At 64.1% G+C, this 21,623-nt stretch carries 18 protein-coding genes; all 18 read left to right on the top strand.

Going from position 1 to position 21,623, the window contains the following annotated elements; translation table 11 throughout:
- Nucleotides 1-9: 9 nt before the first annotated feature.
- A complete protein-coding gene (locus PSK12I2_RS0108330; protein ID WP_027598032.1) occupies nt 10-753 on the top strand; it encodes a flagellar basal body rod protein FlgF in 744 nt (247 codons plus the stop codon).
- 46 nt (nt 754-799) lie between these two features.
- On the top strand, nt 800-1,585 hold the full coding sequence (gene flgG / locus PSK12I2_RS0108325; protein ID WP_027598031.1) for a flagellar basal-body rod protein FlgG: 786 nt from the start codon (nt 800-802) through the stop codon (nt 1,583-1,585).
- A gap of 21 nt (nt 1,586-1,606) precedes the next feature.
- Nucleotides 1,607-2,302, top strand: a complete 696-nt coding sequence (gene flgH / locus PSK12I2_RS0108320; RefSeq protein ID WP_027598030.1) for a flagellar basal body L-ring protein FlgH — start codon at nt 1,607-1,609, stop codon at nt 2,300-2,302.
- Nucleotides 2,303-2,313: 11 nt separating this feature from the next.
- Nucleotides 2,314-3,414, top strand: coding sequence for a flagellar basal body P-ring protein FlgI (locus PSK12I2_RS0108315; protein WP_027598029.1), 1,101 nt, complete (start codon nt 2,314-2,316; stop codon nt 3,412-3,414).
- A 12-nt stretch (nt 3,415-3,426) separates the two neighbouring features.
- Nucleotides 3,427-4,644 (top strand): flagellar assembly peptidoglycan hydrolase FlgJ, encoded by a 1,218-nt coding sequence (flgJ, locus tag PSK12I2_RS0108310; protein WP_027598028.1) that lies wholly within the window; start codon nt 3,427-3,429, stop codon nt 4,642-4,644.
- Nucleotides 4,645-4,652: 8 nt separating this feature from the next.
- Complete coding sequence (gene flgK, locus PSK12I2_RS0108305) at nt 4,653-6,692, top strand: flagellar hook-associated protein FlgK (RefSeq protein WP_027598027.1); 2,040 nt, start codon at nt 4,653-4,655, stop codon at nt 6,690-6,692.
- Between the two features lie 11 nt (nt 6,693-6,703).
- Nucleotides 6,704-8,002, top strand: a complete 1,299-nt coding sequence (flgL, locus tag PSK12I2_RS0108300; RefSeq protein WP_027598026.1) for a flagellar hook-associated protein FlgL — start codon at nt 6,704-6,706, stop codon at nt 8,000-8,002.
- A gap of 118 nt (nt 8,003-8,120) precedes the next feature.
- Complete coding sequence (pseB, locus tag PSK12I2_RS0108295; RefSeq protein WP_027598025.1) at nt 8,121-9,116, top strand: UDP-N-acetylglucosamine 4,6-dehydratase (inverting); 996 nt, start codon at nt 8,121-8,123, stop codon at nt 9,114-9,116.
- Nucleotides 9,113-10,264 (top strand): UDP-4-amino-4,6-dideoxy-N-acetyl-beta-L-altrosamine transaminase, encoded by a 1,152-nt coding sequence (gene pseC, locus PSK12I2_RS0108290; protein ID WP_037007586.1) that lies wholly within the window; start codon nt 9,113-9,115, stop codon nt 10,262-10,264. The genes pseB and pseC overlap by 4 nt, the downstream gene beginning before the upstream one ends.
- Before the next feature lie 11 nt (nt 10,265-10,275).
- Complete coding sequence (locus PSK12I2_RS0108285; protein WP_027598023.1) at nt 10,276-10,896, top strand: pseudaminic acid biosynthesis-associated methylase; 621 nt, start codon at nt 10,276-10,278, stop codon at nt 10,894-10,896.
- Complete coding sequence (pseF, locus tag PSK12I2_RS0108280; RefSeq protein ID WP_027598022.1) at nt 10,893-11,594, top strand: pseudaminic acid cytidylyltransferase; 702 nt, start codon at nt 10,893-10,895, stop codon at nt 11,592-11,594. The genes PSK12I2_RS0108285 and pseF overlap by 4 nt, the downstream gene beginning before the upstream one ends.
- Nucleotides 11,594-12,652: a UDP-2,4-diacetamido-2,4,6-trideoxy-beta-L-altropyranose hydrolase gene (pseG, locus tag PSK12I2_RS0108275; protein ID WP_027598021.1), complete on the top strand. Its 1,059-nt coding sequence runs from the start codon at nt 11,594-11,596 to the stop codon at nt 12,650-12,652. Before pseF ends, pseG begins: the two co-directional genes overlap by 1 nt.
- Nucleotides 12,653-12,672: 20 nt before the next feature.
- Nucleotides 12,673-13,725, top strand: a complete 1,053-nt coding sequence (locus tag PSK12I2_RS0108270) for an N-acetylneuraminate synthase family protein (RefSeq protein WP_051398705.1) — start codon at nt 12,673-12,675, stop codon at nt 13,723-13,725.
- A gap of 709 nt (nt 13,726-14,434) precedes the next feature.
- Entirely contained in the window at nt 14,435-15,112 is a 678-nt protein-coding gene (locus tag PSK12I2_RS0108260) for a WbqC family protein (protein ID WP_177324644.1), read from the top strand.
- A complete protein-coding gene (locus PSK12I2_RS24575) occupies nt 15,109-15,789 on the top strand; it encodes a bifunctional 2-polyprenyl-6-hydroxyphenol methylase/3-demethylubiquinol 3-O-methyltransferase UbiG (protein ID WP_027598017.1) in 681 nt (226 codons plus the stop codon). Before PSK12I2_RS0108260 ends, PSK12I2_RS24575 begins: the two co-directional genes overlap by 4 nt.
- Entirely contained in the window at nt 15,786-16,466 is a 681-nt protein-coding gene (locus PSK12I2_RS0108250) for a PIG-L deacetylase family protein (protein ID WP_027598016.1), read from the top strand. The genes PSK12I2_RS24575 and PSK12I2_RS0108250 overlap by 4 nt, the downstream gene beginning before the upstream one ends.
- A complete protein-coding gene (locus PSK12I2_RS0108245) occupies nt 16,463-17,494 on the top strand; it encodes a hypothetical protein (protein ID WP_027598015.1) in 1,032 nt (343 codons plus the stop codon). The genes PSK12I2_RS0108250 and PSK12I2_RS0108245 overlap by 4 nt, the downstream gene beginning before the upstream one ends.
- On the top strand, nt 17,491-21,426 hold the full coding sequence (locus tag PSK12I2_RS23860; RefSeq protein WP_051398704.1) for a glycosyltransferase: 3,936 nt from the start codon (nt 17,491-17,493) through the stop codon (nt 21,424-21,426). Before PSK12I2_RS0108245 ends, PSK12I2_RS23860 begins: the two co-directional genes overlap by 4 nt.
- The last annotated feature ends 197 nt before the right edge of the window (nt 21,427-21,623 follow it).

Below are 21,623 nucleotides of genomic sequence, written 5' to 3'. Positions count from 1 at the left end.
GAGGATCAGATGGACAAGCTGCTGTACGTCGCCATGACCGGCGCCAGCCAGAACGAAATGGCCCAGCGCGCCCATGCCAACAACCTGGCCAACGTCTCGACCTCGGGATTTCGCAAGGATCTCGAACAGGCGCGCTCGATGCAGGTGTTCGGCGAGACCATGCCGTCGCGCGTCTATTCCATGAGCGAGCGGCCGGCGACGGACTTCACCCCCGGTGCGCTGCAGGAAACCGGGCGTGACCTGGACGTGGCCATCCAGGGCCCCGGCTTCGTCGCGGTCCAGGATCCCTCCGGCAAGGAGGCCTATGTGCGTACCTCCAGCCTGCAGATCGATCCCCTCGGCATGCTGCGGACCGGCAGTGGTATGCCGGTGCTCGGCAATGGCGGACCCATCGCCGTGCCGCCCGCTTCCAAGGTGGAAATCGGTCAGGACGGCAGCATCACCATTCGCGGCTCCGGCCAAGCGGCCAATGCCCTGGCCCAGGTCGATCGCATCAAGCTGGTCAATCCCGACACCAAACAGATGGAAAAGGGGCTCGACGGCCTGCTGCACATGAAGCAGGGCCAGGCGGCACCGCCCATGGATGCCAACGTGTCCCTGGTGTCCGGCTTCGTCGAGTCGAGCAACGTCAATGCGGCGGAGGAGATGACCTCGATCCTGTCGCTGTCCCGCCAGTTCGAACTGCAGGTGAAGATGATGCGCAGCGCCGAAGACAACGACGCGGCGCTGGCAAAGGTTTTGCAATTCTCCTGATCAAGGCTAGCGCCGACGTAAAACCGGCACTTCGAGGAATACCATCATGATGTCGTCACTGTGGGTCGCCAAGACCGGTCTGTCCGCCCAGGACATGAACCTCACCACCATTTCCAACAACCTGGCCAACGTGTCCACCACGGGCTTCAAGCGCGACCGCGCCGAATTCCAGGACCTGCTGTACCAGATCCGGCGCCAGCCGGGTGCCCAGTCCACCCAGGACAATCAGCTGCCCTCCGGCCTGCAGCTGGGTACCGGTGTGCGCATCGTCGGCACCCAGAAGAACTTCACCGAGGGTTCGCTGCAGACCACCGACCAGCCGCTGGACATGGCCATCAACGGCGACGGCTTCTTCCAGGTGACCATGCCCGACGGGACCATCAACTACACCCGTGACGGCACCTTCCACCTGAATGCCGATGGCCAGCTCGTCACCGCCAACGGCTTCGCCCTGCAACCCGCCATCGTGCTGCCGGCCGATACCAAGACCTTTACCGTCGGCGAAGACGGTACCGTGTCGGTCACCACCGCCGGCCAGGCCGCGCCCCAGGTCATCGGCAACCTGCAGATCGCCCAGTTCGTCAACCCGGGCGGTCTCCAGGCCGTGGGCCAGAACCTGTTCAGCGAGACCGCCTCCAGCGGCGCGCCCCAGGTTGGCACCCCGGGTCTGAACGGCCTCGGCACCGTCCTACAGAGCACCCTGGAAAACTCCAACGTGAGCACGGTGGAGGAGCTGGTGAACATGATCACCACCCAGCGCGCCTACGAGATGAATTCCAAGGTCATCAAAGCGGCCGACGACATGCTCGGCTTCGTCAGTCAACAGCTCTAATCCCCTGTGAGGACGCGCTCCATGAAACCTCTGTTCGCCGTCGCCCCGCTCCTGGGAGCGCTCGTACTCGCAGGATGCGTAGCCCCGGCCGCCAAGCCGGACGATCCCTATTACGCTCCGGTGTTGCCGCGCACGCCGGTGCCGGCGGCGCAGAACAACGGCGCCATCTTCCAGTCGGGGTTCGAACAGAATCTCTATACCGACCGCAAGGCCTTCCGCGTGGGCGACATCATCACCGTCACCCTGCAGGAGAAGACCCAGGCCAGCAAGAACGCCAGTTCCGACGTCGCCAAGAACAGCAAGGCCAGCCTGGGCCTGACGTCGCTGTTCGGCGCCAAGCCGAAGATCCCCAATCCGCTCGCCGACGGCGATCTGAGCCTGGACGCCGGCTTCTCCGGCAATCGCTCCAACACCGGCAAGTCCACCGCGGCCCAGGGCAACAGCCTGTCCGGCTCGCTGACCGTGACCATCGCCGAGGTGCTGCCCAACGGCATCCTGGTGGTCCGCGGCGAGAAGTGGCTGACGCTCAACACCGGCAACGAACTCATGCGCATCCAGGGCATGGTCCGCGCCGATGACATCGCCACCGACAACACCGTGTCGTCCACCCGCGTGGCCGATGCGCGGATCACCTATTCGGGCACCGGCGCCTTCGCCGATGCCAGTCAGCCGGGCTGGCTGAGCCAGTTCTTCGGCAGCCCGCTGATGCCCTTCTGAGGATGAGCGCCATGTTCAAGACCCTCATCGCCGCTGCCGCCCTGGCCCTGGTCATGCCCCTGGCCAAGGCGGATCGGCTGAAGGACATCGCCAGCATCCAGGGCGTGCGGACCAACCAGCTGATCGGCTACGGCCTGGTGGTGGGTCTGCCCGGGACCGGCGACCAGACCACCCAGACGCCCTTCACCGTGCAGACCTTCAACAACATGCTGGCCCAGTTCGGCATCAAGGTGCCGCCGGGTACCACCGCGCAGCTGAAGAACGTCGCCGCGGTGTCCATCCATGCCGATCTGCCGGCCTTCGCCAAGCCCGGCCAGACCATCGACATCACCGTGTCCTCCATCGGCAACTCCAAGAGCCTGAGAGGCGGCAGCCTGCTGCTCTCGCCGCTCAAGGGGATCGATGGCCAGATCTACGCCATCGCCCAGGGCAACCTGGTGGTGGGTGGTTTTGACGCCGAAGGTCGCGATGGCTCGAAGATCACCGTCAACGTTCCGTCGTCCGGCCGCATTCCCAATGGCGCCACCGTCGAGCGGCCGGTGCCGAGCGGCTTCGACCAGGGCAACAGCATCACGCTGGACCTCAATCGCAGCGACTTCACCACCGCCAAGCGCATCGTCGACAAGATCAACGAGACACTTGGCGCGGGTGTTGCATCCGCTGTTGATGCCGGATCGATTCGCGTCACGGCGCCGGTGGATCCCAGCCAGCGCGTCGACTACATCTCGATCCTGGAGAACATGGAAGTGGATCCGGGACAGGCGGTGGCCAAGGTCATCGTCAACTCCCGTACCGGGACCATCGTCATCGGCCAGAACGTCAAGGTCTCGCCGGCGGCGGTGACCCAGGGCAGCCTGACCGTGACCATCAGCGAGGACCCCCAGGTGAGCCAGCCCAATCCCTTGTCGGGTGGGCAGACGGTGGTGACTCCCCAGTCGACCGTCAAGGCCAAGCAGGAGGCCAAGCCGATGTTCAAGTTCGGTCCGGGTACCACGTTGGACGAGATCGTGAGAGCGGTGAATCAGGTGGGCGCTGCGCCCAGCGACCTGGTCGCCATTCTCGAAGCGTTGAAACAGGCCGGCGCCTTGCAGGCCGATCTGATCGTTATCTAAGGAGAGCGGGCGATGGAATCTCGTCTGGGTGGCAACTACGGCAACGTCAAGGATTCGGGGGCCTTCACCGACCTGAATCGGTTGGCCCAGATGAAGGGTAAGGATCGCGACAGCGCGGAAAACGTCAAGAAGGTCGCCGGCGAATTCGAGTCGCTGTTCCTGAGCCAGATGCTCAAGTCCATGCGCAGCGCCAACCAGGCGCTGGCGGACAAGGACAGCCCCTTTTCCAGCGAGACCACCAAGCAGTACCAGGACATGTACGACCAGCAGCTGGCCGTCTCCCTGTCCCGGGATGGCGGTGGTATCGGCCTGGCCAACGTACTCGAGCGTCAGCTGAGCAAGACCGCCCAGCCGTCGAGCCGTCCCAATCCCTTCGCCCAGGTCGGCCAGGCTGCGCCCACCGAAGGCCAGCTGGCCGCCGGCCGCAACGCCAAGCTCAACGACGTGGCGAGCCACGGCCTCAAGCCGGCCACTACCGTAGCGTCCGGGCGTGACGATTCCAGCGCGCTGAATTCGCGCCGGCTGGCCCTGCCCGGGCGTCTGGCCGAGCGTACCGCCGCCAATATTTCCGGCGCGGCGGAGCAGGGCGCCACCCTCAAGCAGAGTTTTCAGGACGTCGCGGCCGCCCAGAGCGCCTGGCGCCAGCAGGCCACGCAAGCCGGCAGCAAGCCGGCCGCCGCGACCGAGGCCGTCGCCAGCGTGGACGGCGCCGCTGCCACCGGCAAGACCCGTTTCCGCACCCGTCAGGAATTCGTCGACACCATGATGCCCATGGCCGAGGCCGCGGCGAAGCGCCTGGGCGTGGACCCCAAGTACCTGGTCGCCCAGGCGGCGCTGGAAACCGGCTGGGGCAAGCACATGGTCAAGCAGGCCGATGGCAGCAACAGCAACAACCTGTTCGGCATCAAATCCCACGGCTGGGACGGCGGCAGCGCCCCCGCGGTGACTCAGGAATTCGTCAATGGCAAGGCCGTGACCGAGACCGCCAAGTTCCGCACCTACGATTCCTTCGCGGACAGCTTCCACGACTACGTGAACTTCCTGCAGAGCAACGACCGCTATGACAAGGCGCTGTCCACCAACGGCAACTCCGAGCGCTTCATGCAGGGCCTGCAGCAGGCCGGCTACGCCACCGATCCGCACTACGCACGCAAGGTGATCCAGATCGCTCGCAACATGAACACCTATCAGACGGTCGCCTCCCTGGGCACCAGTCCGTCCCGCGGTTGAGGTGAGCCATGGCTGATCTACTTTCCATTGGTCTATCGGGCCTGAGGTCCACGCAAAACGCCCTGACCACCACCGGTCACAACATCGCCAACGTCAATACGCCCGGCTATTCGCGGCAGGAGGCCATCCAGCAGACCAACATCGCCCAGTTCAATGGCTCGGGTTATGTCGGCTCCGGCTCCCAGACGGTGGATGTGCGTCGCCTCGCCAGTGATTTCCTCACCAGCCAGGTGCGCTCGGCCAACAGCCAGAACAGCGAGTTGCAGGCTTTCAAGAGCCAGATCTCCCAGCTCGACGGCCTGCTGTCCGACAACACCACCGGTATCACGCCGGCGATGCAGAAGTTCTTCGCCACCCTGCAGACCGCGTCCCAGGATCCGTCCTCGGTCCCGGCGCGGGAGGCCGTGCTTGCCCAGGCGCAGGGGCTGAGCAAGTCCTTCAATACGCTGTATGACCAGATCGACAAGCAGAACAGCCAGATCAACGATCAGCTGTCGGCCCTCACCGGTCAGATCAATTCCCTGGCCAAAAGCGTCGGCAGCCTGAACGATGCCATTGCCCGTTCCAAGGCAGCCGGCGCGGCGCCCAACGATCTGATCGATTCGCGGGACCAGGCCATCAAGCAGCTGTCCGGCATGGTCGGTTTGCAGGTGGTCAGCCAGGACGATGGCTCGCTCAACCTGTTCGTCGGCACCGGCCAGCCACTGGTGGTCGGCAGCAACGTTTCGACGCTGACCGCTCAACCGGGCAATGACGATCCGTCGCGCTATCAGATCACCCTGACGGCGGGCAGTACCTCGCAGATCATCACCTCGCAGGTCAGTGGCGGCGAGATGGGGGGCCTGCTGTCCTATAGAGACACGGCACTGGACCATGCCTTCAATAGCCTCGGTCAGCTGGCGCTGACCCTGACCGATACCCTGAACAAGCAGCTGGGGCAGGGTCTGGATCTGGCGGGCAATGCCGGTTCGGCGCTGTTCAGCGACGTCAACGGCGGCCAGAGCACCGGTCTGCGAGTCATGGGGCGGTCCACCAACTTCGGCTCGGCTACAGCCACGCTGAACATCACCGATACGTCCAAGCTCAATCCGAGCGACTATCGGCTGGATTTCGACGGTACCAACTTCAAGGCGCTGCGCATCAGTGATAGCACCAGCATCACGGTGACCCGCAGCGGTACCGATCCGGTCACCCTGACCTTCGCCGATGCCAAGGGTACCGATCAGGGCTTCAAGGTGCAGTTCACCGCGGCCGAACTGAACAAGGCCCAGGCGGGCGACGTCTTCAGCCTCCAGCCCACCCGTCGCGGTGCGGCGCAGATGAGTGTGGAGCTGAGCCAATCCAGCCAACTGGGCTTCGCGGGTACCGCCAAGGCTGCCAGCACTACCAACAACCGTGGTACCGGTGCTATCACCCAGCCTGACCTGAAGAGTGCGCCTTCGCCGGTCAGTACCGCCGATCTGGGTAGGCTGTTCGGTAGTGGTGGCATCAAGCTGAGTTTCAATGCCGCCGCTGGCAACCTGACCGGGACCCTGCCCACCGGGGCCAGCCTGAGTTATGTCTCGCCGTCCACTACCGGCCTGACCTCGGGTCAGACCAATACCTTGCGGCTGCAATACACCGACCCGAACACCAACAACAGCTACAGCTACGATTTCAACGTCAGCGGCGTGCCGCAGGATGGCGACAGCTTCACCCTGGGTGCCAACAGCGGCGCCGTCTCGGACAACCGCAATGCCCTGAACCTGGTGGCCTTGCAGACCAAGACCACCATGGGCGGCTATGGCACGACCGGTACCACCTACAACAACGCCTACGGCGGCCTGGTGGAGCGGGTCGGTACCCTGACCGCCCAGGTGCGGGTGGACTCGGCCGCCAGTGAGACCGTGCTCAAGCAATCCGAAGACAATCGTGATTCCCTGTCAGCGGTGAACCTGGACGAAGAGGCGGCCAAGCTCGTCCAGTTCCAGCAGTACTACGGTGCCTCGGCGCAGGTCATCAAGATCGCCCAGTCGCTGTTCGACACCCTGATCGGCGCCTTCAGATAAGGAACCCGCCCATGCGCATCTCTACCGTCCAGGCGTTCAACAATGGCATCAGCGGCCTGCAGAGCAACTATGGCGATGTCAGCCGCTCCCAGGAACAGATCAGCACCGGCAAGAAGATCCTCACCCCGGCGGACGATCCGGTGGCGTCGATCAAGCTGTTGCAGCTGAGCCAGGAAGAGGCGCTCAACGGTCAGTACAACACCGGTATGACCGCCGCCAAGAACAGCCTCACTACCCAGGAATCCATGCTGACCTCAGTGGAGACGGTGCTGACGCGTATTCGCGAGATCGCCGTCCAGGCCGGCAACGGTGCCCTGGATCCGACCGATCGCGCCTCTCTGGCCAAGGAAGTCGGGCAGCGCGAAGACGAGCTGATGAACCTGATGAACAGCAAGGATGCCAGTGGCAAATACCTGTTCTCCGGTTCTATGGGTGACACCCAGCCCTATGTGCGTAACGCCGACGGCACCTACAGCTACAACGGCGACGAAGGGCAGCGCAGCGTACAGATCGCCAGCTCCACCTTCGTGCCCCTCAGCGACAGCGGCAAGGACGCCTTCGAGAACAACTTCAACGCCAATCGGGTGGATACCAGCAAGGGGACGACCAATACCGGTACCGGGCGGATCTCCCTCGGCCTGGTGACGGACAAGGGCGCCTATGACTCGACCTTTCCGGCCAGCGCGCCGCCGGTAGCCAGTGACGGTATCGGCATCCATTTCCTCGATGACAAGAAATACGTCGTCTACGACCTCGCCAAGGCACCTACGGCCGCCCAATGGGCGGCCTACGATCCGGCCAATCCACCCGCGGGCCAACTCAAGGTGGACAGCCTGGACAGCACCCAGGAAGCCAGCAAATCCATCAGCTATGGCGGGGTGAAGGTGCAGATGGATGGCGTTCCGGCTGCCGGCGACGAATTCAAGATCACCCGCGACACCGCCAACGAGAAGCGCAGCCTGCTCAACGTGGTATCAGACCTGCGCAAGGCGCTGGAGAATGGCGACAGCAGTACCGAAGGGGTCTACCAGATCCGTGACAGCGCTGCCGTGGCCCTGAGCAACTTAGATACGGCCTACACCCAGGTCGACGGCGTGCGTGGCAAGGTCGGCGCGCGTCTCAACGTCATCGACTCCACAAGTGACTTCATCGCCAACGTCAGCCTGGTCAACAAGTCGGTGCAGTCTGATCTCCAAGATCTCGACTATCCCGAGGCGCTGTCGCGTTACGCCTTGCAGAACACCGTACTGCAGGCATCGCAGCAGAGTTTCGTGAAGATCGCCCAGTTGAGTCTGTTCAAGTACCTGTAAGGACAGAGGTCAAGGCGTAACGGGATTGGCCGATTTTTTGCTGCTACTCTTTCGCTAGGCTAGATGCGCCGGTTTTCCGCCGCCTCCGCCGCTCGACTCATCGCGAAGGGATAGCAACATGTTTGATGGCCTGTCGATCTTCATCTCGGGTGGTACCGGCTCTTTCGGTCGCGCCTTCGTCAAGCGGCTGCTAAGCGACTACCAGCCCAAACGGGTAGTGGTGTTTTCTCGCGACGAACTCAAGCAGTACGAGATGAGCCAGGAGTTCGATGCCCCCTGCATGCGCTACTTTCTCGGCGACGTGCGCGACGAGCAGCGTCTGCAGCAGGCCATGCGCGGCATCGATCTGGTGATACATGCCGCCGCCCTGAAGCAGGTGCCAGCGGCCGAATACAACCCTACCGAATGCATCCGTACCAACGTCAATGGCGCGGAAAACATCATCGCCGCGGCGTTGCAGAACGGTGTGAAGAAGGTCATCGCCCTGTCCACCGACAAGGCGGCCAGTCCGATCAATCTCTATGGCGCCACCAAGCTGCTGTCGGACAAGCTGTTCGTCGCCGCCAACAACATCGCCGGCAGTCGCGACACCTCCTTCGCCGTGGTGCGCTACGGCAATGTGGTCGGCTCCCGCGGCTCGGTGCTGCCACTGTTCCGCAAGCTGATCGCCAAGGGCGCCGAGGACCTGCCGATCACCGATACGCGCATGACGCGCTTCTGGATCACCCTCGACGAGGGCGTGGATTTCGTCATGCGCAGCTTCGAGCGCATGCAGGGCGGCGAGTTGTTCGTGCCCAAGATTCCCTCCGCGCGGATCGTCGATCTGGCGACTGCCCTGGCGCCGGATCTACCGCAGCGCCAGGTCGGCATCCGTCCGGGGGAAAAGCTGCACGAGATGATGATCTCCCGGGATGACAGTCCTCATACCCTGGAATTCGCGCATCATTATGTCATCGCGCCGGCGCTGAGCTTCAACCAGCCGTGCGACTACTCCCTTGATGGCCTGGGCGAGCAGGGACATCCGGTCGAGCCGGGCTTCGAATACCTGTCCGACAGCAACCCCGACTATCTGGACGTCGCGGCGCTGCGCCAGCTGGTCGAGCGCTGCCCATGAGCGCCATTCCCTACGGTCGGCAATCCATCAGCGAAGCGGACATCGCCGCGGTCACCGCCGTGCTGCGCTCCGACTGGCTGACCCAGGGGCCAATGATCGAGCGCTTCGAACAGGCGGTGGCGGGGCGCTGCGAAGCGACGCATGGCGTGGCCGTCTGCAATGCCACGGCGGCGCTGCATATCGCCTGCCTGGCGCTGGACCTGGGGCCAGGGGATCTGCTCTGGACTTCGCCCAATACCTTCGTGGCCAGCGCCAACTGTGCGCGCTATTGCGGCGCCGACGTCGACTTCGTCGACATAGATCCGCGCACCCTCAATCTCAGCGTTCCGGCGCTGGCCGCCAAGCTGGAAGTCGCCGAGCGGACAGGGCGGCTGCCGAAGATCCTGGTGCCCGTGGCCTTCGCCGGCCAGAGCTGCGACCTGGCCGCCATCCAGCCTTTGGCACGCCGCTATGGCTTCAAGGTGATCGAGGATGCTTCCCACGCCATAGGCGCGCGTTACGCCGGTCAGCCCGTGGGCTCTGGTGCCCAGGCCGACATCACCGTGTTCAGCTTTCATCCGGTGAAGATCGTCACCACTGGTGAAGGCGGACTGCTTACCACCAACGATGCCGCCCTTGCCGAACGGCTGCGGCGACTGCGCAGCCACGGCATCACCCGCGATCCGGCGTTGCTGCAGGCCGCAGGGCAGGGTGGCTGGTACTACGAACAGCTGGAGCTGGGCTTCAACTACCGCATCACCGACATCCAGGCGGCCCTGGGACTGTCGCAGCTCGACCGCCTGGAGCCCTTCATCGCGCGCCGGCGCGCCCTGGTCCAGCGCTATCGGGAGCTGCTGGCAGAATTGCCGGTCGGCCTCCTTGGCGATCAGGTCGGTGCCGAGTCGGCCTGGCATCTCTTTCCCATCCGCGTGGAGCAAGGCCAGCGCGATCAGGTCTTCGCCGGGATGAGAGCTGCGGGTATCGGCGTCAACCTGCACTACATTCCCGTGCACCTGCAGCCCTATTACCGCGCCCTGGGCTTCGCACCCGGCGATTTTCCAGAAGCCGAGCGCTACTACGCCCAGGCCCTGAGCCTGCCGCTGTACGCCGACCTGAGCGAGGCCCAGCAGGATCGTGTGGTTGAAGCGCTGGTCGAGTTGTTGAAGTAGAGGAAAGGAGCATGCGAGAGATGACCGCGCAAGAGCGCTTCTGGCAGGGTGAATTCGGCGATGCCTACGTCGACCGTAACGCCGGCGCTGCAGCCGTGGCCAGCAGCCTGGCCTTCTTCGGACGCGCGTTGGCGCGCGCCGGCGGCCTGGGTAGCGTACTCGAACTGGGCACCAACCGTGGCCTCAACCTGCAGGCCCTGCGAGCCCTGTTGCCCCAGGCGCAGTTGCAGGGTGTGGAGCTCAACGGCAAGGCCTGCGCCCTGGCCCGGGCGCAGAACGTGGCCGAGATCTGGGAGGGTTCGCTGTTCGATTATCCCGTGACCAAGGGCTTCGACCTGGCGTTCACCAAGGGCGTACTCATCCATCTGCCTCCCGACTTGCTGCCGGCTGCCTACGACAAGCTGTACCAGGCCAGCCGACGCTTCATTCTGGTCGCCGAGTACTACAACCCCACGCCGGTGGAAGTGAGCTATCGCGGCCATGCCGAGCGACTGTTCAAGCGCGACTTCGCCGGTGAACTGCTCGACCGCCATGCCGATCTGCGCCTGCTGGACTACGGCTTCGTCTATCACCGCGATCCGCTGTTCCCGGCCGATGACATCTCCTGGTTCCTGCTGGAGAAACAGGCGTGACCGCCATCGCCATCATTCCCGCCCGGGGGGGCAGCAAGCGCGTCCCGCGCAAGAATATCAAGGCCTTCCACGGCCGCCCGATGATCGCCTATTCCATTCAGGCGGCGCTGGAGAGTGGCCTGTTCACCCGGGTCGTGGTCAGTACCGACGATGCAGAGATCGCCGAAGTCGCCCGCAGCTGGGGCGCCGAGGTGCCCTTCCTGCGTCCCGCCGAGCTGGCGGATGACCATGCCGGTACCGTCGAGGTGATCCAGCATGCGGTAGCGGCGCTGCGCGAGCAGGACGAAGATTTCGCCTACGCCTGTTGCCTCTACGCTACCGCACCTTTTGTGACCCCGGCCGATCTGGCGCGGGGGCTGGAAATCCTCGAAGGTCATCCGGACAAGGCCTATGCCTTTACCGTCACCGATTACGCCTCGCCGGTGCAGCGAGCGTTGCGGCTGCGCCCGGATGGCGGTGTCGAATCGCTCTATCCGGAGTTCTACGAAACCCGTTCCCAGGACCTGGAACCGGCTTTCCACGATGCCGGCCAGTTCTACTGGGGGCGCACCGAGGCCTGGGCGCAGGGCGCACCCCTGCATGCGCCGCACTCGCTGCCCGTATGGCTGCCGCGGCATCGGGTGCAGGATATCGATACGGCCGAGGACTGGCGGCGTGCTGAAGTTATGTTCGCCGCCCTGGGAGCGGCGCCGCGGTGATGCGGATTCTGGTGCGTGTGGATGCCTCGCCCATGATCGGCAGCGGTCATCTGGCACGTTGTCTCACCCTGGCCAGGGCGCTGGAGGCACAGGGTGCGCAGTTCACCTTTGTCTGCCGACTCGCTGAGCCGGACTGGCGCGCACTGATCCCCCAAGCCTATGAAGTCCTGCTGTTACCCCCACTGGGATCGCCGCCTGGCTATCCCGAACAGCGGATCGACGCCGAGGAAGACTTCCTAAGCATGCAAGTCCTGCTGGGTGAGCGATGCTTCGACTGGTGCCTGATCGATCATTACGGCCTGGCCGCGGACTGGCATGCCAAGGTCCGCCGCCATGCCAGACGCATCCTGGTGCTGGACGATCTCGCCAACCGTCCCCTGGCGTGTGATCTGCTGCTGGACCCAGGCGATCATCCATGGCCGGAGCAGCGCTACGTATCCCTGCTGCTGCGCGACGCCGTGCAATTGTACGGGCCAGAACACGCACTGCTGCGCGACGAGTTCAAGCAAGCGCGAGAAGGGCTGGCGCCGCGCGCGGGGCGTCTGGAGCGGGTCTTGGTGTTCTTCACCGGCGGTGATGACCTGGGCCAGACGCGGCTGGCGCTGCAAGCCCTGCTCAACTGGCGCCCCGGCCTAATTGTCGATGTGGTGGTCGGAGCAGGGCAGGCTGACCAGGCAGAGCTCCAGGCACTGTGTGATCAGCCGGGGTGGCGACTGCACATTCAGATCGACTACATGGCCCGGTTGCTGGCGGACGCCGATCTGGCCCTAGGTGCTGCTGGCGCCTCCTCCTGGGAGCGTTGCGCGCTGGGAGTTCCAGCGCTATTGGCGATCCTGTCCGACAACCAGCGCGAGTTGGCGGCCGGTCTGGAGCGCTGCGGGGCAGCACTTATCCTGGGGGAAGGTGCCGAGCTTGAAGTCGAGGATTATCAGCAGGCGCTGCACGCCCTGACGCCCGAGCAATTGGCGCGGATGTCGGCGCAGGCCTGGAAGCAGGTGGATGGTCTGGGTACCCAGAGAGTCGTCCACGCCCTAATGGAATTGTCGGCCGCACGCTGAGGCGGTGGAGGAAAGCTCGCATGTACCCACGTCCATTCGCCATCGCCGGCCGCGAGATTGGGATAGCGCACCCGCCGTACTGCATTGCCGAGGTTGGCATCAATCACAACGGTGATCTGGACACGGCGTTTCGTTTGATCGAGGTGGCCAAGTCGGCCGGTGCGGATGCGGTCAAGTTTCAGACGTTCAAGGCCGAGGATTTCTGCGGCGATCTCGAGCAAACCTTCACTTACCGCTCGCAAGGCCATACGGTCACCGAGCCCATGCTGGCGATGTTCCAGCGCTATCAGTTCGCTCCTGCGCAGTGGCAGGCGATCAAGGCGCATTGCCAGGCCGTCGATATCACCTTCTTTTCAACGCCGCAGAATCGACCCGACCTGGATCTATTGCTGCAGATCGGCGTGCCTGCCATCAAGGTCGGATCCGACGACTTCACCAATCTGCCGCTGCTGGAAAGCTATGCTGGCGAAGATCTGCCGCTGATCCTGTCCTGCGGGATGAGCGATCTGGCCGAGGTGCATCAGGCGCTGGAAAGCGTCGGCTGGTTCGCCGGTCGACCGCTGGTGCTACTGCTTTGTACCTCCCAGTATCCGACGCCGCCAGACGATGTACACCTCAGCCGCCTGACTACCTTGCAGCACGCCTTCCCCGGCCTCACCGTCGGGTTTTCCGACCATACCCAGGGCCCTCTCGCTGCAGCATTGGCACTGGCCCTCGGCGCCCGTGTGTTCGAAAAGCATTTCACCCTCGATCACGATCTGCCCGGACCGGATCACTGGTTTTCCGAAGATCCGCTGGGTCTTGCGTGCTGGATCGAACACATCCACCAGGCGGCGGCCATGATGGGCCGTCCCTATGTCCGTCCGACGGTGGAAGAGCTGACGAACAAGCGTGAGTTTCAACGTGTGCTGGTGGCCTCCCGTGATATTCGTCACGGCGAGCTCTTCAGCGCTGAAAACCTCGGTGCGCGACGGGTAGCGGGTGGTATCGGACTTCCGCCGTCCTTCCAGAGACGCTTGGTGGGACGATCGGCTTCGCGGGATTTCCTGGCAGGCGCGGTGATCGACCTGTGAAGCCGAGGATCTGCCTGCTACTCAATGACCTGGCGGAGGCACCGGCCGCTACGTTGCTGGAACGTCTGCTGCCGTCATCTCGGGTGGTCGTGGACCTGGCCGTGCACTATCCGGCAGAGCCGGAGCGCTACACGGCCATCGTACCCTTCAATTATCGCAGGCTGCTGCCTGCCGAAACGCTGGACCGAGTACTGGTCTTCCATGCGTCGGCCTTGCCCCAGGGCAGGGGGTGGGCGCCGATCTACTACAGCATCGTCGAGAATCAGCCCTGCTATGTGGTGACCGGCTTTCGGGCCGCTGCAGCGGCCGACACGGGTGATCTGATCGTCCAGGCCAGCTTTCCATTACGTCCCGAGTACACCGCGGCCTATCTCCGGCAGGTGGNCGAGCCACTCTTTCTACAGGTGCTCGGTCGATTGCTGGAGCGTTGGCCGACAGGCGATTTTCCTGCCATACCCCAGTCGGGCGAAGGTACGTTTCGCGAGCGCCGACGGCCTGCGGACAACGAGATAGATCCGACGCGACCCTTTGCGGACTGGATCCCGCATCTGCGTGCAGTGGAGGCGGCTCATCCAGCCTTCTTTTTTTACCGGGGCGTCAAATACCTCGTCGAGGTTCGCCCCGAGATACCCCCTGCTTTTCCGCCGCCCTTGCGCCTCGAATACTGCGCTTCGGGTGAAATCGAGTGGCTGGAGGACTGGGTGTGAGGGTGGCCATTCATCAGCCTGCTTATCTACCCTGGCTCGGTTACTTCGATCGCATCGCCCAGGTCGACCGTTTCGTCTTTCTCGATACCGTGCAATTCGAGAAGAACAGCTTCATCAATCGCAATCGCATCAAGACCCCTCAGGGCATCCAGTGGCTGAGCATACCGGTATCCAGTCGCGGCCACCTGAACAGCGATCTGAGCGAGACCCGTATCGACAATTCGCGCGATTGGCGCGCCGACCACCTCAAGGCGCTGGCGCTGAATTATCGGCGCACTCCGCATTTCGCCATGCGCTTTGCGCGTCTTGAGGCCCTCTACGCCGAACCTGAAGACTTGCTCTCGGCCTGGTGCTGGCGCCAGCTGCGCTTCTGGCTCGACGAATTGCGGATCTCGACACCCGTGCTGCGCGCGAGCGACCTCGACCTGCGGCAGCGCAAGTCGGCGCTGGTACTGGAAATCTGCCAGCGCCTGGGGGCTAGACATTATGTATCGGGTAGCCTTGGGCGTGACTATCTGGATGAGGCGTCGTTTACCAACGCCGGAATAGCCGTGGAGTACCAGGCGTTCGTGCCGCGATCCTATCCTCAGCTCTGGGGCGAGTTCAGTCCCGGCCTAGGCGTGGTCGACTGGTGGTTCAATCAGCCCGAATCGATCACCCCCTTCAGGAGTCAGCCATGACCTTTTCCGCCGAATGGGAGCAGCGCTATGCGGCCAATACCCATCTGTCCATCTGGCCCTGGTCGGATGTAGTCAGCCTGACCCGGCGCCATCATCCCATGCTCGGCGCAGGCCACCGTGTTCTGGAACTCGGTTGTGGCGCGGGTGCCAACATCCCGTTTTTTCTGCAGCTCGGGGTCGACTACCACGGCCTCGATGGCAGTCCGACCATGGTCACTCAGCTGCAAGAACGCTTTCCGCCGCTCAGAGAGAGGTTGCTCGTCGCTGACTTCACCGAGGCCTGGCCGCTAACGCCAGGCTTCGAGCTGATTCTTGATCGCGCCAGTCTGACTCACAACACCACCGCCGCCATCCGACGTTGCCTGGCCCAGGTGCTGGCGGCCCTGCGGCCCGGTGGGCTGTTCATTGGCGTGGACTGGTTTTCCACCGCGCATTCGGAGGTTGTCCATGGGCGACCCGATACCGATGCCAATACCCGTACCTCTTACACGTCCGGGCCCTTTGCCGGGGTGGGGCGGGTGCACTTTGCCGATGAGGCCCAGCTGCGCGAACTCTTCACCGATTTCGACCTGCTGCACCTCGAAGAACGACGTGCCCAGCGCCTGGAGCCGGCCGATGGCCTGTGCATAGCCACCTGGTCGCTGGTGGCGCGCAAACCCGAGAAGAAAAGCTCATGAGCAACGAACGCGTTCTGGTCATCGCCGCCCATCCGGACGACGAGATTCTTGGCTGTGGTGGCGCTATCGCCCAGCACAAGGCACGGGGGGACGAGGTGCATGTCGTCATCATGGCCCAGGGGCTCTACAGTCGCGGCACACCCGAGGAGGCGGAGCGCCTCGCCCTCGAGAAGGCGTCCGACGACGCCAATCGCATTCTGGGAGTGGATCGCCTGACCCGTCTCGACCTGCCGGACAATCGCCTCGACAGCCTCGATCTGCTGGATCTGGTCAAGCCCGTCGAAGCCCTGATTGGCGAGCTGCGGCCCGGTATCGTCTATGGCCACTGGTGTGGCGACGTGAACATCGATCATCGACGCCTGCACGAAGCGGTAGTCACCGCGTGCCGCCCGCAACCGGGTCATCCGGTGCATACCCTGCTGTTCTTCGAAGTCGCCTCGTCCACCGAATGGCAGCCTCCTCACAGCGCACCGGCCTTCCTGCCGAACTGGTTCGTCGATATCGATTCCGTGCTGACGCTCAAGCTGCAGGCCCTGGATGCCTATGCCATGGAAATGCGCGCCTGGCCGCACCCGCGCTCGCTGAAGGCAGTCGAGCATCTTGCCCGTTGGCGTGGTGCCTGTGTCGGCATGGCCGCGGCAGAAGCCTTCGTGCTTGGCAGGCTGCTGCAATCATGATCGAGTACGACGGCGGCTCACCGGTTGCCCGGGACTGGACCTCGACCGACCTGCCGTTATCAGACGGTCCCTGGCTCTTCGGCAATGCCGGGATCGATTGCCTGCGGCAGCAGGTGGAAGATGCCTTCGCCCGGCGCCAACTGGATCCCGCAGCCGAACCCCTGCGGGTGAGCGCCGACCAGCTGTCCGTACCGGCGACCCGCAATATGCAGGCCTATGCCGCGCTACCGGCAAGTCTAACGGCTGAACAGCGCTGGCATGACTACGCCGCTGCCTTGGAAGAGGGCGGGCGACTGGTACTGGACGTACGTCCGGCGGAGCACTGGCAGGGGTTCGGTCGGCGCCTGACAGCCCAGGATCAGCGGACGCCTTGCTATGCCGTACGCGACCTGATCAGCCAGTTGAGCGCCCAGGGGCTGGCTGTCATCGCCGTCGAACCCTATGCCGGGCTCTGGGACAATGCTTGGCTGTATCGGGGGCTCAGGCACAGACACAAGTGGCGGCGGCTGCTGTCCTGGCTCGCCAACGACGAGCCGCTGCTGACCTGGGCGCTGCGCCTGGAACAGGAGGTTTTCGCCACGCTGGCACCCCGGGCAAGTGGACGCTGCCTGGTCGCGGCAGAGAAGCGTCCCGGGGCGGTGGATCCTGCGGACGCATTGCAGCAGCTCGCCGAGCGCGACCAGGCCCTGAGTGATCCTCTGCGCCTGGCGCCGGGTGCCGAGGCGCTGGCGGCAAGCCAGGCGGAGGCGACTTCTTCCCTGCGTGCCCAGCAGTTGTTGCTCATGCTTGGCGAAGTTCTGCAGCGCCACTATCCGCAGCTGGATTGGCTGGCGCTGCTGCCAGAATCAGCCGCTCGGCAATTGCGCGATTGGCAGTCCGCGGAGGCGATCGATCAGCGGGCCATGACCATACTGGACGCGTGGCGCCAGGGCTCCGGCGAACATGAAGAGCTGTTGCGTGGCCTCGACTATTCCCTGATGACGCCGCTGTTGCGGCAGTATTTTCCGGCACGGAGAACGCCCTCGTGAAAGCCCCGGCCATCGTCGCCTTCCTTTGGGACAATCAACTGCCGGTGTTGCGGGAGTTCTTCCGCCGACACGGTCCCCTGACCCTGATCACCCTGTCGCCCTATGTCTCGCAGGGGCTGCTGGACGTATTGGACGAGGCGGGTAGCAAAGTCTTCGTGCTGGATCAGGAGCTGGACGATGCGGGCGTCTTCGCCGTCGAGCGCGACACCTACCACTGGCATAGCCGCCTGCAGCTCTGGTTCGATCAGGGGCCACCGGCGCGTCTGCACAACGAAGACTGGACCGCGCTGCACGCCCTGATCGATGCCCTCCTGCACGCCGAGTTGCCCACCGTGGTGACGCTGCTGGAAAGCCTTGCCCGCGCGCAACGCGACTACCGGCTGAGCTTGGTGCTGGGCAGTGAAGACGTGATGGTCATCGCCAAGGTGACCATGCTCTGGGCGCGTACCCAGGGGATTCCCTCCCTGCACCTGTCCCACGCCCTGGCGCTGAACGATCCCTACACGGTGCATGGGCGCCAGGTCGCCGACATCACCGCCGTCTATGGCCAGCGTGGCCTGGAGGGCTATCTGGATTATGGGGTGCCGCCGGAGCGCCTGAGGGTCACTGGCAATCCGGCCTGGGATGGCATTCCCGCGCGGCGGGCCGCCCGTGCCGAGCATGCCGCGGCCCTGCATGCCAGGCATGGTCTGCGCGTCGGAGAACCCATCGTGGTGTTCGGCACCACCTGGGCGAGCGGCCATAGCGCCCACGGTGACCAGGCCATTTTCGAACGGACCGTGGCAGCCTTCATCGATGCTTGCGAGAAGCTGTTCAGTAGCGGCTTGACCTTCAATCCGGTGATCAAGGATCGTCCGCCCAATTTTCAGTTTGGCGAGACACGCGTGGCTGAATTGCTGCGCGAACGCCAGGCCGATCCGGGGCGCTATTTCTATCTAGTCGAAGACGGTCCGCTCTGGCCGGTGGTCGCCGATGTGCTGATCGCCGTGGATTCCAACTACTGCGTGGAAGCCTTGCTGAGCGGCACCGCTGCCATCAATTTGCGGCATCCCGGCAACATGCCCTTCGGACCCTGCTATGCAGCGGAGGCCGGTATCGCCGACGTCACGGCGCAAGAGCTCCCCGATGCGCTTGGCCGCCTGCTGCGCGATCCTGTCGAGCGGGCTCGCCAGATTGCGGCCAGCGCCCGCAGCGCACCCTATTACAACCTTGCCCAGGCGGGCGATGCCGCCCAGCGCGTGGCACAACTGATGGGTGAGATGGCCGTCGGCCTGGTGCCGCGTCTGCTGGCCTGGCTGGATGCCCGCCTGCCTATCGCGGCAGAGCGCGAGGCGCTGCAGCGTCCGGTTGAGGAGCTGGGCCGCGGTCGGCAATTGCTGGGAATCCTGATTCTGGATGCCGGCCAGAACGCCGTTGCGGTGGAGCGAACCCTGGCCAGTCTGCAAGAGACCCTGGGTACGGCCTGGACCGCCGTGGTAGTCAGCCCGGCGCCTGCGCCCGTCACCCTGGAGGCCGGCGTCGAATGGCTGCCGGTCGGGGCAGGAGAGGTCATGAACGTTGCCTCGGCCCGAATGCAGGAGCAGGGCAATGGGGCTTGCGACTGGTGGCTGACCCTGGACGCCGGTGGCGAATTCACTCGCAGCGGCCTACTGCTGTTCATCTCGATGCTGGCCCGGTTGCAGTTGCAGGATCCCGAGGGGCAGGCGAGTCATGCCTGTTTCGCCGACGAATTGCAGCGCTCTGCCGAAGGCGCGATCGGCGCCTGCTTTCGCCCGGACTTCAACCTGGATCTGCTGCTGAGCTTTCCGGCGTTGTTCGGCCGGCACTGGGCCGTGCGTCAGTCGAGCCTACTCGCCCTGGGCGGCCTGGAGCCCGCCTACGGCACTGCGGCACCTCTGGATCTGCTGCTGCGGGTGATCCAGCGCCATGCCGGAGCCGGTATCGAACATCTGCCCGAGGTCCTGCTGGTCGCGGATAGCCCCGCCTTGACCGTGGAGCCCGCTGAGCAGGTGGCGCTGGAGCAGCACGTGCAGGCGCGCGGTTTTGCCGAGGCCCGGGTCGAAGCCTTTCTGCCTCGACGGTATCACATCACCTATGGCCATCAGGCGACCCCCAGCGTATCGGTGGTCATCCCGGTGCTGGATGAGCTGGAGCGCGTCCAGCGCTGTCTGGACAGCCTGTTGGAACAGACTCGCTATGCCCGTTTCGAGGTGCTGCTGGTCGATTACGGCAGCCGGCAGCCGGCGACTCAACGCTGGCTGGATGACCTGGAGGCGCTGGGTGCCGAACAGGTTAAGGTCTGGCGCTTTGCTGGCGAGCCGAATCGCTCCGCGCTGATCAACGCCGTGGCCCAGGCCAGCGCGGCGGACTTCCTGCTGCTGCTCGAGCCCAGTTGCGTGCTGGTGCAACCGGACTGGCTGGAGATTCTGCTCGATCAGGGACAGCGGCCGGAGGTCGGCGCCGTTGGACCACGCATCTGTGATCCCCAGGGGCGGATCCTCGAAGCGGGCCTGCTGCTGGGCCTGGACGATGGGGCCAGTGCCGCCTTCGCCGGAGAGGACCTGCAGACGCCTGGCTATCTGAGTCGTCTGCAACTGGTGCAGGATTACAGCGCCCTGGGTGCGAGCTGCCTGTTACTGAAGCGCGAATTGATCCTGGCGCTGGATGGCTGGGATGCCGAGCGCTTTCCGCTGGCCTATGGCCCGGTGGATTTCTGCCTGCGCCTGCGGCAGGCGGGTTATCTCAACGTCTGGACACCCCAGGCGACCGTTATCCAAGAAGGCCTGGACGGCACGCTGGTCGATCGGCAACGAGCGACGGAGCGCGAGGCGCTGCAGGAACACTGGCTCCCCGTGCTGGCACGGGATCCAGCCTACAACCCCCAGCTCTCATTGGCCGGCAGCGGCTTCAGCTTCGAATACGGTACGCGACGCCTGCAGCAGGCTGTCCTGCCACAGATCCTGGTCTGTCCCGCCGACGAAGCGGGCTGCGGCCACTACCGGATACGTCAGCCGCTGATGGCGCTGCGCGATGCCGGCCGGGTGGAAGGGCTGATCTGCGCCCAGCATCCGACGCCTCTGGAGCTGGAGCGTTTTTCGGTCGATACCCTGGTTCTGCAGCGGCAGATCACCGATGACCAGCGTGACAGCCTGCGTCGCTTGCAGAGGCTGTCGCGCACCTTCACGGTGTTCGAGCTGGACGACTATCTGCCGAACTTGCCGCTCAAGAGCATGCATCGCGCCTCGATACCCAAGGATATCCTCAAGGCGCTGCGTCAGGCCGTGGCGACCTGCGACCGCCTGGTGGTTTCCACGCCGGCGCTAAGCAGTGCTCTGGCCGGTATGAATACCGATATACGCGTCGTACCGAACTTCCTGCCTCCACGCTGGTGGGCGGGGCGGCAGAGCCTGCGTAGGCAGGGACGCAAGCCACGAGTGGGCTGGGCGGGGGGCAGCAGCCATACCGGCGACTTGGAGTTGGTGGTGGATGTCGTCCAGGCGCTTGCCGATGAAGTGGAGTGGGTCCTCTTCGGGATGTGCCCCGACCGACTCAGACCCTATGTGCATGAGTTCCATCCGGGAGTCTTCATCAATGACTACCCGGCCAAGCTGGCCAGCCTGAATCTCGACCTGGCCATTGCGCCGCTCGAAGACAACCTGTTCAACCGCTGCAAGACCAACCTGCGGCTGCTCGAATATGGCGCCTGCGGTTTCCCGGTGGTGTGCTCGGATATCGAGCCCTACCGGGGTGATCTGCCGGTCACCCGGGTGCGCAACAGATTCAAGGACTGGTGCGATGCCATTCGCAGTCAGCTGGCCGATCTGGATGCCACCGCGCGACAGGGCGATCTGCTGCGTGAACAGGTGCTCCAACAGTGGATGCTTGAAGGCTGCAATCTGGACGTTTGGCAGGCTGGATGGCTACCCGGTTGAACGTCGCGATGAAAAGTGCGCTTCGCCATTAAATAAAACGGCTCTCCCGTCGATAACCTGGATGTCACTCTCCGGCGTTTGATCACTGTCAAGTGTCTGGCGAAGAAAATCGCCAAACACCCTTAAAGTTCTAGCGACAGGCGCCGATAAACAAGATGAATGCGAAATACAGGGGCGTCTGAGCAAGCAGGTCCCAT

The organism is Pseudomonas sp. MOIL14HWK12:I2, assembly GCF_000510745.1.
GTDB classification, from domain to species: domain Bacteria; phylum Pseudomonadota; class Gammaproteobacteria; order Pseudomonadales; family Pseudomonadaceae; genus Chryseomonas; species Chryseomonas oryzihabitans.
Note: the sequence above shows the minus strand (reverse complement) of the source record. Positions and strands in the feature narration are given on the sequence as shown.

Bases quoted from the DNA above. Each gene is read 5' to 3' on its own strand.
- flgJ (WP_027598028.1), top strand. From the start codon at position 3,427: ATGGAATCTCGTCTGGGTGGCAACTACGGCAACGTCAAGGATTCGGGG.
- PSK12I2_RS0108250 (WP_027598016.1), top strand. From the start codon at position 15,786: ATGAGCAACGAACGCGTTCTGGTCATCGCCGCCCATCCGGACGACGAG.
- flgK (WP_027598027.1), top strand. From the start codon at position 4,653: ATGGCTGATCTACTTTCCATTGGTCTATCGGGCCTGAGGTCCACGCAA.
- flgL (WP_027598026.1), top strand. From the start codon at position 6,704: ATGCGCATCTCTACCGTCCAGGCGTTCAACAATGGCATCAGCGGCCTG.
- PSK12I2_RS24575 (WP_027598017.1), top strand. From the start codon at position 15,109: ATGACCTTTTCCGCCGAATGGGAGCAGCGCTATGCGGCCAATACCCAT.
- flgG (WP_027598031.1), top strand. From the start codon at position 800: ATGATGTCGTCACTGTGGGTCGCCAAGACCGGTCTGTCCGCCCAGGAC.
- PSK12I2_RS0108330 (WP_027598032.1), top strand. From the start codon at position 10: ATGGACAAGCTGCTGTACGTCGCCATGACCGGCGCCAGCCAGAACGAA.
- flgH (WP_027598030.1), top strand. From the start codon at position 1,607: ATGAAACCTCTGTTCGCCGTCGCCCCGCTCCTGGGAGCGCTCGTACTC.
- pseG (WP_027598021.1), top strand. From the start codon at position 11,594: ATGCGGATTCTGGTGCGTGTGGATGCCTCGCCCATGATCGGCAGCGGT.
- pseC (WP_037007586.1), top strand. From the start codon at position 9,113: ATGAGCGCCATTCCCTACGGTCGGCAATCCATCAGCGAAGCGGACATC.
- PSK12I2_RS0108315 (WP_027598029.1), top strand. From the start codon at position 2,314: ATGTTCAAGACCCTCATCGCCGCTGCCGCCCTGGCCCTGGTCATGCCC.
- PSK12I2_RS0108245 (WP_027598015.1), top strand. From the start codon at position 16,463: ATGATCGAGTACGACGGCGGCTCACCGGTTGCCCGGGACTGGACCTCG.
- PSK12I2_RS0108270 (WP_051398705.1), top strand. From the start codon at position 12,673: ATGTACCCACGTCCATTCGCCATCGCCGGCCGCGAGATTGGGATAGCG.
- pseB (WP_027598025.1), top strand. From the start codon at position 8,121: ATGTTTGATGGCCTGTCGATCTTCATCTCGGGTGGTACCGGCTCTTTC.
- PSK12I2_RS0108285 (WP_027598023.1), top strand. From the start codon at position 10,276: ATGCGAGAGATGACCGCGCAAGAGCGCTTCTGGCAGGGTGAATTCGGC.